The following is a 12194-nucleotide window of genomic DNA, read 5'->3' as shown; positions in this document are numbered from 1 at the left end:
AGTGATTTGAACCATGCCTGACAAGAAGCGTGCTAAAAATATATAAATTGATAAGTAGCATAATATCAACACAATAAATAATTGGTAAGCTTGTAATATTTTCTCATATTGAGAAAGTGCTTTTCATTTTGATGGGAGCGTGAGCAAAAATAGCATGATTCTGTTTATACCCGGTGACTAAAATCTTTTTCAGTCTCAAAGGCATTGCCTACTTTTATGGGAGCTTTACTTCAATATTCATATTTAACCCAATACAATGATGAAAATTAGACATTTACTGACTGCCTTCCTACTTGTTTTGTCAATGACGATGATGGCAGAAAACTCCCGCTTGTTGCGATTTCCGAGTGTGAGTGAAAATCAGATTGCTTTTACTTACGCAGGCGATTTATATTCGGTTGGCATCGATGGGGGAATTGCCCGGAAATTAACCAGCCACGAAGGAAATGAGTTGTTTGCACGTTTCTCGCCCGATGGCTCTCAACTGGCTTTTACCGGGCAGTACGATGGCAATACCGAAGTGTATATTATGCCTTCTGAAGGCGGGCAGCCCCAAAGGCTCACCTACACAGCCACCCTGGGACGCGACGATGTAGCCGACCGCATGGGGCCCAACAACATCGTGATGAGCTGGAGTCCTGATGGAAAAAGCATTGTCTTCCGCACAAGGAAACAAAGCTTTAATTCATTTAAGGGGCAGTTGTTTTCCGTTTCACCCGACGGAAATCTGCCGGTTCAGCTTCCTTTTCCCGAAGGTGGTTTCTGTTCCTTTTCACCCGACGGAAAGAAAATGGCTTATAACCGGGTATTTCGTGAGTTCCGTACCTGGAAGTACTACCAGGGAGGCATGGCCGATGAAATATGGGTACATAACTTCGACACCCACGAAACAGTGGCCATCACCAATCACGATGCCCAGGATGTTTTTCCGATGTGGATAGAGGATGAGATCTTTTTTCTTTCGGACCGCGATCGCACCATGAACCTGTTTGTTTACAACACGCAAACAGGCAACATTGAAAAAGTGACCAATTTCGATGACTACGATATCAAGTTTCCTTCGCACAATGGTTCGCTCATTGTATTCGAAAAGGGCGGGCAGCTTTTTACTTTCGAAACAACAACCCGGACGCTCAAACTAGTGCCGGTAAGCATTGCCAACGACCAGCCGTATGCTCGTAAGGAGTTAAAGGAGCTGGCTGAGAACATTCGCTCGATCAGCCTGTCACCCGATGGTGGTCGTGCTTTGTTTGGGGCAAGGGGCGAAGTGTTTTCAGTGCCCACCGACGAAGGCATTACCTATAACCATACACAAAGCTCGGGGGCACACGAGCGGGGCGCTGAATATTCACCCGATGGAAAATGGATGGCCTGGTTGTCTGATCAGAGCGGTGAATATGAAATATGGATACAGGCAGCCGATGGCTCCGATGCGGCCAGACAGCTCACCAGCGGAAATACGAGTTATATTTTTAACATCCGATGGAGCCCCGACAGCAAATACCTTGCATGGAACGATCAGTTGTATCGCCTTATGCTTACCGATATTGAAAAAGGCGAAAGCCGCCAAGTGGCCAAAAGTGAGCGCTCGAGGCTAAGTGATTTTAACTGGAGCCCCGATAGCAAATGGCTGGTTTTTAGCGATGCCATGCCCAATCAGATGAGTGTGATTAAGATGGTTTCGACCGATGGAACACAGCTACACCAGGTAAGTGAAGCCTGGTACGATTCGGGCAGTCCTTCTTTTTCATCCGATGGAAAATATCTGTTGTTCTCTTCTCAACGCGACTTTAATCCAACCTACAGCCGAACCGAGTGGAACCATGCCTACATTAATACCGACAGAATTTACCTGCTTACCCTGAGCAAGAAAACGCCATCGCCCTTTGCTCCCGAAAATAAGGATGTTCAGCCCGTTGAAAAAGAAGATAAGCAGGATGATAAAAAGGAAGATAAAAAGAAGAAGGATGATAAGGAAGAAAAGGATTCGGGTACTGAAATTGATTTCGATGGAATAGAAAATAGAATCATTGCCCTGCCTGTTCAGCCTGCCTACTACTCATCGATCAGCATGACAGGCGATAAAATCTACTACAATCGCTTTGTTCAGGGAGCAGCTTCCGGGCGTTCGCTGATGGTGTATGATGTAAAGAAGGAAAAAGAAAGCGAAATCGGGAACTACAGCTACACCCTGTCGCCCGACAACAAGAAAATGTTGCTGGGCAGCCAAAGCAAATGGCAGTTGGTCGACCTGCCTTCGGGACAGGTGAAAATAGATCAGCCGATCGATTTGTCGGGCATGAAAACCATGGTAGCTTTCGAAGCTGAGTGGACGCAGATTTTTAACGAAGCATGGCGGCAGATGCGCGATTTCTTCTATGTTGAAAACATGCACGGAGTCGACTGGAACGCGATACACAAAAAGTACAGTCTGCTGCTGCCTCATGTGCAGCACCGCGACGATTTGAATTACCTTATTGGTGAAATGATTGGCGAACTGAATGCCGGGCATGCCTATGTGAACACGGGTGAAAAACCAAAGGCAAAGCGCATTAAAACCGGTTTGCTGGGAGCCAAAATAAGTGCAGACCCATCGGGTTACTTCAAAATTGAAGAGATACTCGATGGAGCCCCCTGGTCAAAACAACTGGCTTCACCCTTACAGCAACCCGGTGCCGATGTAAACGAAGGAGACTACATCATCGCTGTTGACCGGCACGAAAGCAATACGGTTGAAAATATTTACAAACTGCTGGTCGGAAAAGCCGGTCAAACGGTCGAGCTGCTGATCAACGATCGTCCCGAAAAAAGCGGTGCCCGTAAAGTTCTGGTGACTCCCGTCGACGACGAAAGTGAGCTGTATTACTTTAAATGGGTAAATGATAACATCCGAAAGGTGAGTGAAGCCACCAAGGGCGAAGTGGGTTACCTGCACATACCCGACATGGGACCCAATGGTCTGAATCAGTTTGTGCGTTATTTCTATCCACAGCTCGATAAGAAGGCCTTGATTATCGACGACCGGGGCAATGGCGGAGGAAATGTTTCGCCCATGATACTCGAACGGCTGGCACGCGAAGCCTACCGTGTGAACATGCGACGCAATTCACCTGTTGTATCTCCTGTTCCGGCTCAAACACAAACAGGTCCCAAAGTGGCATTGATCGATAAATATTCGGCTTCCGATGGTGATCTTTTTGCCCATGGTTTCAAGGCCCTTGGTATTGGAACGACCATCGGAACGCGCACCTGGGGTGGCATTGTTGGCATCAGCGGATCGTTGCCGTTTATTGATGGTACAGACCTTCGGATTCCTCAGTTTACTTCCCTTTCGATGGAAGGAAAATGGATGATCGAAGGAGTGGGTGTAAGTCCCGACATGGTGATTGAGAATGATCCGTGGAAAGAATTTAATGGCGAAGACGAGCAACTCAATAAAGCCATTGAAGTGATTATGGAGCAAATGAAGGAACGCAGGGATTTACCATCTATCCCCGATGCTCCGGTAAAATAGGCCGATCACAAAGCGCTTGAAATAACAGGCTTCCCGGGTGTGTCGGCCCGGGAGCTTTTTTAGTGGAATGACTGTGACCAGCCAATAATTTGAAAAAACGAAGGACAATGAAGATAGTATCATGGAATGTGAATGGTATCAGAGCCATTACAAAAAAGGATTTTTTTTCGGATGTAAATGATATGAATCCCGACATTTTGTGTCTGCAGGAAACCAAAGCACAGGACGACCAGGTGGCAGAGGCACTGAAATCACTCGAGGGGTATTACATCGCCTCCAACTCGGCTGAAAAAAAGGGCTATTCGGGAGTGGCCATTCTGTCGCGTACCGCACCACTTGCCATTTCACGTGGCATGGGCCTTGATGAACACGACAGCGAAGGACGGATTTTGTGTGCCGAGTATGAAAAGTATTTTGTAGTCAGTGTTTATGTCCCCAATTCGGGAAGTGAGTTGAAAAGGCTCTCTTATCGCCAGGAGTGGGACAAGGCCTTCTTCTCGTATCTGAAAAGGCTCGAAGAACAAAAGCCGGTCATAGTTTGTGGCGACTTTAATGTGGCCCACCGCGATATCGACCTGGCACGTCCAAAGGCGAACTACAACAAGTATGCAGGCTACATGCAGGAAGAAATCGATGGCATGGATCGTTTTGCAGAAGGGGGGCTGGTCGACAGCTTCCGGCATTTGTATCCCGAACGTACCGATGCCTATTCGTGGTGGAGCTATCGGGCCGGAGCCCGTGGGAAAAATATCGGCTGGAGAATCGATTATTTTTTGCTGAGCCAGTCCTTGCTAAATGAGCTAAAGAATGCTGAAATTCTGAGTGATGTGATGGGTAGTGATCACTGCCCTGTAGCGATTGAAATATGATTGGCGACTAGTAGGAACATAAAAAATGCCGGCATTGCTACCGGCATTTTTTGTGACTTTATTGTGTTGTTAGTTTAGTGCGAGTTCGTTGGTCTTTACAAACTTTCGGTACGAGGTGTATCCTATGTTCTCACCTGTTGAATCTTTGGTTGGGACGATAAACTGTACATAGCCTACATTGTAATCGACTACCAGTAAAAAAGTATCGGTGCTGATTTCCTGATCACAATAATAAATCTTTTCGAGTGCTAACTTGTCATCTTCGAATTCACTTTCGTAGTGTACCTTGTTTATTTTTTTACTCAAATGAGCGGTGCCTTCATCATAATTCATTTTTAGCTGCTCACCATCGAAATGTATATTCACCGGTTTGGCATAATAAGGATGCCTGAAAAGAACATCTTCGAGAAGTTCCATTGGGGTACACATGGCTTGTTTTTCAACACGGTATTCAAGGGGGAACCGAATTTGTGAATACCCTTCGAGCGAACAAACGATGAGGGCCAGAATTGTCAGAACAAAAAATTTCATTGAGTTAGTTGATTAGTATAAGGTTTTTTATTGTTAGACAAAACAACTAAAACTCTTTTGCTTTACCATGTTGTTTTTGATGAGTGTGCGCTCTGTTATGACGAAATGTAGATATTTTACTGTTTGGCCTTTAAAAGGCTGTTGCTTAGCAGCCTGAAATGAGCATTCAAATAGAAATCGGGACTTAGGCCAACCAGGAGATGATTAGAAAATAAAAGACAAAATGATAACAATAAAAACTCCCACCGAAGCGGGAGTAGAGGAATAAGATCTTTTACTGAAATAAGCTGAAAAGGCCACAGATTAAAAAACCCTCGCTAAAAAACGAAGGTTTAAACGGTTTTTCAATGCTGCGCTGTTATCAGCCGGTTACAGGGCACCTTCACCGTAAAGCTGTTGCCATAACCTTAGACCGCAACATCGAATTGACAGGGTGAAGATAGCAAACATTCTTTTAACTACTTAGCTGGTATTAATTTAATTGGCCTTAGGTAAGTATATATAGCCTATAGGTATTCTGCAAAATGAAGGCATTATACCTGTTAACAAATAAAAGTACGCGTTCGTTTTCGTTGCATTGCAAAATGCTTTAATTTTCTGTAATATAGCGTTCGAATCAAAAATACAGTTCATGAAAAACATTCAGTTTGTTGTTATGCTGCTGATGGGCCTCTCGGTAGCCAGCTTGGCCATGGCTCAAAATGAAAGCAAATGGACCGTCGAAAATTGTGTTAATCAATTTTCGATAGAAGAGGCAGTAAAAACAAAGGTGGGCTACCAGTACTGGTTTGCCGATAAGGATTTTATTGACGGGCGCACCTTAAAAATGAGCGTTGTTGCACCCCACGCTGCCACGCATGCACCGCATAAGCATCAGGAAGACGAATTCTTTTTCATTCTGGAAGGAACAGCCCGTCTTTATCTCGGGGGCGATTCGGTGACTGCTGAACCTTATGCCAGTTTCTACTGTCCTTCGGGTGTTGAGCATGGAATCCGAAACATTGGTGATAGCGAATTAAAATACCTTGTGATAAAGAAATATCTTCAATAAGGACAGTCAGACGCTTGAAAGATGATTATTTTTGAGAAAAGATAGTCATAATACCAAAAGGGAAAGCATTATTTACAAAAGGGTTGAGTGTAGCTACACCCAACCCATTGCACAGCAGGCAGGAAGTGTTGTCAAATCTTAATCATCTATAATTGAAACACCTGCCTGTTTTTTTATCTTAAGCAAATGAATATACAACCTGAACCGATGTAATACCTAAATCGGAGGCGAAAATAATAAACCAGCGCTTAATTAATAAATTAGTGCTTAATCAATACGCCAATATTAAGAAAACGTAAATGAAGCAGGCTTAGCATCCTGAATGATTGTTGATCACCCAAAGCATTTCGCAGTGGGTAGCAGCTTTATTTTGAATGAAATAGGGAGTTTTATTGCTAAAATAAATGGTGTCGCCGGGTGTGAGCACATGAAGCATTCCGTCGAGTTCGAAATCAATTTTGCCCGAAACCACATAGCAAAATACCTGGCCCGTGTGCTTTTCAAAGTAGTTGTTAAGGTGCGAATTCTTCGTGAAGCGAACAAAGTAAGTGTCCATTTGCTTGTTGACATCGTGGTGGGATAATAAAAATACCTCGGTGCCGCCGGATGTTATTTCCACAAATTTCATCTCGGTTTTACGCACTACCGGATTTTTGCTAAGACTTTCGTTTTCTCCAATGAGCTCTCCAACAGTGGTGTTTAGATTTTCGGCAATGGCCTTAAGGGTAAATATCGATGGAAAGGCTTTTGCTTTCTCGATCTGAGATAAGGCACTGGCGCTAACGCCTACTTTTTGAGCGAGCTCATTCAACTGCATGCTGAGCGCATCGCGCTTACGCCTGATTCTTTCACCAATTCGCTTCATAACGACAAGCTATTTATTAAAACACAAAGTTGAGAAATATTTAATAAATTAAGAAAGACTTAATTATCTTTTTATGATTAGTTTCTTCACGAACGTTTCTCGCTTACTGCTCAATTGGAGCAGGTAGGTGCCCGATGGCAAATGGGCTGTTTCAAGCTGCATCGTCTGGCCGTTTTTAATCACCTCTTTTAACAGAAGGACCCCGTTTATATTGAAAAGCCTGAGCTTGGAATGACCTTTCTGAATCGTTGGTGAATGGTAGCTGACGTTGATTACATCGTTGGCTGGTAGGGGCCATAACGAAAGACTTGCAACTACAGGTGAAAGCTGATTTACATCGCTTGTCAACTGCATAAGTTGCATCAGTTCATCGGCTTCCAGCGCATGGTTGTATAGCCTGAAATCGTCGAGGTAGCCATTAAACAGTGGATCGGGATACTGACTGCGGCCAAGGTAATTATGGATGGGATTAAAATCAGACGGACGGATGCTGATGTTCTCCGATTCATCAGCCAGCATGCCATTAACATACAAACCTACCTTCGATTCAGAAAAACTTACAGCCACATGGGTCCATTGTCGGGCAGGGAGGGCTGTAGTGTTCAGTGTTTGTTCTTCTCCACCGTTTTTAATGGCAAAGCGCAATTCACCCGATTCGGATTTGGGTGTCAGAAAGAGGTATTCATCCTGGTTGTTGCCAAAATCAAAAATACGTTGCCAGTTTCCACCTCCCCGCCAGTAAACCCAGCAGGCGATGGTTAGCTCCTGGTGACTGGCTACAGTGGCCGGTAGTTGCAGGAAGGCCGAAGTGCCCCGGAGCGAAACGGCACCGGATCCTGTTTTTCCTTCAACATACGAAATGCTGCCAAATGCAGCACTGTGGTTTAAATTGACGGAGCTGTCGCGGGTTGTTTCATCGAAAGTAAGGTGGGCAACAAGTGCGTTGGTCTTGCCTGCCTTTGCAATCACTTCGTTTGACCAGTCGGAGTGGTTCAGTGAATGATCAACTGCCTTGATCCGGTAGAAAAAAGGCTCGCCCGAAATGCACGTATTATCAACGAAAGCAGTGGTGTTCACCTGTCGGGCAATGGTTTCCCATGGGCCGCCTGACTTTTTCGAGCGGTAAATTGTATAGCCTGCCACGTCGGAGGCACTGCTTTTCTGCCATTGCAAGGCGATCGATTCGGCATTGGCACTTGCCTGCAGGTTTTTAGGAACATCGGGGGCGTCAAACTCTACAGCTGCCCCGGCAGGGATCAATCGCCATTGCTGACTGTATGCATCGGCCGGCGCTCCCTGTTGAATGTTGGCCCCGCTTACAGCCGAAGCATTGGCTACCTCGATGCAAAGGGAACTGTGGCGGCTGCGGATATTAAACCAGCCATCCTCAATGTAATCGAGGTACCATTGCTGGTTGGCACCTTTCGCATCGTCCCACACAATGAGGTTTCCTCCGGCATCAAGCGACCAGTTCATGATATCGAGTGCTTTTCCACTGTGTACAGCCGTGATGGTATAATAGCTGTAGTCGCCGCCAATACGAGTGCTCACCGGTTTAACATACCACTGCTGATAATTGGCATTCTTGTAGCTATTCTGGCGAACATTGGCACCTGCGGTAGCCGATCCGCCGGCTACTTCCATTATCTTGCTGCTGTTTCGGTTCACCAGAATGTATTGTCCGTCGATGACCGGTTGTATGTCGTCACCCCAGGTAATATTTACAAGCCCTTCGGCATTGGTTTGCCCCTGCTGGTAGCCTGTTCCACCCGGAATATTCATGATGTATTCGCGTTGTGGTCCGTGGCCGTCAAAATACACATCCCGTTCTTTCGACACAAAACGAAAGCTGGTGTTAACAGCCTGTCTTTCAGAAGAACCAACAAAACCCTGGATCTTTCCTTCGGGATGACGATAAACCGATGCAGCCGTCCAGTTGGGACGGTGTTCGCTGTAGGCGAGCCGGCGTCCGTCGCTGGCTTTTACAAACTCACTACGGGTGCGTTCGGCAGTGCCCCACCATATGCCGGTTTGCATGCCGTACTCAACACCCACCATGGCTTCCATTACATTGTGCAGTTCATCGTTGGTGGCATGATGCCCGTTGGCTCTTACGGTTTGAAAAAAGGCGGCATAGTTGTCGAAACTTCCGGCAAGCTGGTGGGTGTTCCCCTCGTCGAGGCGGGCTTTAAGCTGATTATACCAGGGAAGGGCCTGGTCGGTATTGAGTGTGTTTCCACCCGAAATGCGAATGCTGTCGAAATGGGGATTCTTTCTTAATTCACCGGCAATGTTATAAAAATCGGTGATGCTGCCCTGACCGGTTGCACTAAAGTCGGGCTCGTTAAAGGGAGATACGGTCAGCACCCTGTGACCACTTTTCTCGTGTAGTTTGGCCGTGACATCGATCAGCTGTGCCCAGCGGGCTGCATTTCCACTAAACCAGGGATCAACCACGGGATGATCACAATTCAGCACAAGCTGCATCGGGCGCCCCAGCAGCGCAATGATGTTGAGGCGCTCGTTGAGCCGGCCCAGTTCAGTGGCCTGCAATTGTCCGTCATCCAATGGAGCGGTAGGGGTAAAGGATGAACGGATCAGGTCGATGCGTTCGGCTCCCATAAAAGCCATGCCTCTTTTGATGTTGCCTTCACTCAGCCAGGCCAGGTCGAGTCCCCAAATGATGGGCTTGTATTCTCCGCTGTCGGACACGCTGAACGAAAGACTCCGGTCGGGAACCGGCAATGCTGTTAGCCAATCGGCGGCACTGCTTATGGTTGCTGAGCCGTTATTTTGTGCAGAAACTGGCCGTAGTGTTAAAACAAGACTTGCCAGGAGGAAAAGTGCAATGTTTTTTATCATCTGAAATTGTTTTCTCGTTATTGCTGCCCAAAACTGATAGTAGCATGTCATCGACAGACAAAACTAAGTTTATTGAACGAAATTTTGTAACAAATAATAATAACTTTGAAACATGGATGCTGTAGCTTCAACTGGCAGGCGCTTCTGGTTAACGCTTGATAATGCCGCGAAAATATTTCCAGCAATTATATCCGACGAGGTGCCGGCCGTGGTTCGATTAACGGCTGTTTTAAAAGAACCGGTTAAGATTAAGCCTTTGTTGAAGGCCGTCCTGCTTTGTGAGCAGCGCTTTCCTTACTTTATTGTACAGCTCAAAGAAGGTTTCTTCTGGTATTATCTTGAACACCTGCCAAAACACATTCCTGTATTGGCCGACACGGGAGCTTTGTGCCGTAAGTTTTCCAAAGAAGAACTGTTGATTAGGGTACTGGTCAGAAATAAAAAAATCAGTATCGAGTTTTCACACATTTTGAGTGACGGTGGGGGAGGATTTCAGTTTCTGAGAACACTCCTTGTAGAGTATTCTAAAGCCTGTGGAGCCAACCCGCTTGTTGATCATAGCATTCGGGCTACCCATTTGCCAATTGATGAACAGGAATATGAAGATGCATACAAAAGGTATTTTAAGGAGGAAATACCTCCGATGATCAGACGATCGAAGGCCTTTCATTTGCCCTTCGCACTCAACAGAAAGCCTCGCTACCAACAATCGACTCACCTTATTTCGCTGCAACAGATAAAGCAGGTGGCCAATGCAAAGGGAGTCAGCATCACTGTTTTTTTGGTCGCAGCTTATTTATTTGTGTTGCAGGAAATTTTTGAAGCCCTGCCTTCACCGCGGAAAAGAAATAAGTACAGACCCTTGCGCGTTCAGGTCCCCGTTGATCTGAGGAATATCTTCCCATCGAAAACCATGCGGAATTTTTCACTTTTTGTGATGCCCGAACTCGACCTGCGTCTGGGGCATTATACCTTCGATGAAGTGCTGAAAACGGTTTTTCATCAGATGGCGCTTGAAAGCGATGAAAAACTGATTAATAAGAACATTGCCCGAAATGTGGGCAGCGAAAAGAAAATCTATGTTCGCGGAATTCCTCTTTTTATTAAAAGTGCTGTACTGCGAATGAAGTCCTATTCTCTGGGAGCCAGTCAGTACAGTGGTGTTGTTACCAACATGGGCGCCATTCAGCTGCCTGCCGAAACAGCGGAATTGATTGCTTACTTCATTGCCATTCCACCACCTCCCAACAAAGTATTAAAGCTTAACTGCGGCGTGGCGGGTTTTGGTGATCACCTGGTATTAAGTTTCGGAAACATCACCAAATCGAAAGAATTTGAAAATAAATACAGTCAATTCTTAAGCAGCCAGGGAGTTAATATGAAAGCAGAAAAAAACAAACAGGAATTATGATTTACTGTAGAAATTGTGGCGTGGAGACAGAAGACAATGCTAATTTTTGCGCTTTGTGCGGGGCTCCACTTTCAGATAGGGAAAGAACATTGTCCAATGATAGTACTTTTCACATCAGCGAAAAGAAAGGACTTACAGCCTATAATAAGCTAACCGGCTTGCAGAAGCGGAAAATATTTTGGGAAATAGCCGGCATGATCATTCTTTCGGCCATCCTGATTAGTTTAACGATTAATCTGGTGGGTGATCGAGCGCTTAGCTGGTCGAAATATGTGATTACGGTGGGCCTGGTGTTGTTTATCGATATTACCCTTATTTCTTTTTGGCACAAAAGGCTGCTGCTGGTCTTGCTGCTTAGTTTTTTAACGGCCGCGGGCTTTATCTTCCTTCTCGACCTGTATTCAGGAAATACCGGATGGGGCATCCACTACGGCATTCCTTTGCTGCTTTCGGCTTACCTGATTATTTTGTTCTTTGTTTTGCTGCTCAGAAAAGCACGAAACAAAGGGCTGAACGTAATTGCCTATGCGCTTGTTGGTATCGGTTTGATGTGCCTTGCGATTGATGGTGTTATTTTTCTGCAAAAAGGCGAATATGAATATGCGGGATGGAGTCTGACCGTTTTGGTTTCAACCTTGCTGCTTTCATCCTTATTATTGTATGTACATCACCGGCTGAAAAGGGTGACCGATCTGAAAAGATTCTTTCATATTTAAGATCCTCCCGCTTAGGGCAAAAAAAGAAGGCCCCGTAAAAACGGAGCCTCTTTTTTAATGTCTTATGTATCTTAAACTATGCAAGTTTAACATTTACTGCATTGAGTCCTTTTTGTCCTTGTTCCAGTTCGTAGGTAACCTCATCATCTTCTTTGATTCTGTCAACCAAACCCGATGAATGTACAAAATGTTCTTTGTTCGATTCGGCATCTTTAATAAAACCAAATCCTTTTAAATCGTTGAAAAATTTTACTGTTCCTTTATTCATGATGTTATAATTAATTTGGCGCAAGTTAAAAATATTTTTGAGAGCAAAGTGTTAATTATTAATAAAACTTCGAAATTTAAAATATTTAGCTAAAAAACAGGCAAAGT

Annotated in this window: 9 protein-coding genes; 5 read left to right on the top strand and 4 right to left on the bottom strand. The window is 45.2% G+C overall.

Annotated features, from left to right (window positions below; all coding sequences use genetic code 11):
* Nucleotides 1–256: 256 nt before the first annotated feature.
* Both FHS86_RS00095 and FHS86_RS00090 read left to right on the top strand, forming a co-directional pair.
* On the top strand, nt 257–3514 hold the full coding sequence (locus FHS86_RS00095) for a S41 family peptidase (RefSeq protein ID WP_429409840.1): 3258 nt from the start codon (nt 257–259) through the stop codon (nt 3512–3514).
* A 107-nt stretch (nt 3515–3621) separates the two neighbouring features.
* The gene (locus FHS86_RS00090; RefSeq protein ID WP_429409838.1) at nt 3622–4383 is read left to right on the top strand and encodes an exodeoxyribonuclease III; all 762 of its coding nucleotides are present in this window, start codon (nt 3622–3624) and stop codon (nt 4381–4383) included.
* Between the two features lie 69 nt (nt 4384–4452).
* On the opposite strand, the gene FHS86_RS00085 is transcribed toward FHS86_RS00090, so the two are convergent.
* On the bottom strand, nt 4453–4914 hold the full coding sequence (locus FHS86_RS00085) for a hypothetical protein (RefSeq protein WP_429409835.1): 462 nt from the start codon (nt 4912–4914) through the stop codon (nt 4453–4455).
* 631 nt (nt 4915–5545) lie between these two features.
* On the opposite strand from FHS86_RS00085, the gene FHS86_RS00080 reads away from it, so the two are divergent.
* Nucleotides 5546–5965: a cupin domain-containing protein gene (locus tag FHS86_RS00080; protein WP_429409833.1), complete on the top strand. Its 420-nt coding sequence runs from the start codon at nt 5546–5548 to the stop codon at nt 5963–5965.
* 310 nt (nt 5966–6275) lie between these two features.
* On the opposite strand, the gene FHS86_RS00075 is transcribed toward FHS86_RS00080, so the two are convergent.
* Nucleotides 6276–6830: a helix-turn-helix domain-containing protein gene (locus tag FHS86_RS00075; RefSeq protein WP_429409831.1), complete on the bottom strand. Its 555-nt coding sequence runs from the start codon at nt 6828–6830 to the stop codon at nt 6276–6278.
* A 63-nt stretch (nt 6831–6893) separates the two neighbouring features.
* Nucleotides 6894–9692, bottom strand: a complete 2799-nt coding sequence (locus tag FHS86_RS00070) for a LamG-like jellyroll fold domain-containing protein (protein ID WP_429409829.1) — start codon at nt 9690–9692, stop codon at nt 6894–6896.
* Between the two features lie 112 nt (nt 9693–9804).
* On the opposite strand from FHS86_RS00070, the gene FHS86_RS00065 reads away from it, so the two are divergent.
* Complete coding sequence (locus tag FHS86_RS00065) at nt 9805–11103, top strand: hypothetical protein (protein ID WP_429409827.1); 1299 nt, start codon at nt 9805–9807, stop codon at nt 11101–11103.
* A complete protein-coding gene (locus FHS86_RS00060) occupies nt 11100–11819 on the top strand; it encodes a DUF6320 domain-containing protein (RefSeq protein WP_429409825.1) in 720 nt (239 codons plus the stop codon). Before FHS86_RS00065 ends, FHS86_RS00060 begins: the two co-directional genes overlap by 4 nt.
* Nucleotides 11820–11895: 76 nt before the next feature.
* On the opposite strand, the gene FHS86_RS00055 is transcribed toward FHS86_RS00060, so the two are convergent.
* Nucleotides 11896–12087 carry a cold-shock protein gene (locus FHS86_RS00055; RefSeq protein ID WP_429409823.1) on the bottom strand — a complete coding sequence of 64 codons (192 nt, stop codon included), beginning with the start codon at nt 12085–12087 and terminating at the stop codon, nt 11896–11898.
* Between the last annotated feature and the right edge of the window lie 107 nt (nt 12088–12194).

The organism is Roseimarinus sediminis (genome assembly GCF_050433125.1).
In the GTDB taxonomy this organism is placed as follows: Bacteria; Bacteroidota; Bacteroidia; order Bacteroidales; family Prolixibacteraceae; genus Roseimarinus; species Roseimarinus sediminis.
The sequence above is the reverse complement of the archived record's forward strand: the minus strand, read 5'-3'. Positions and strand labels throughout refer to the sequence as shown.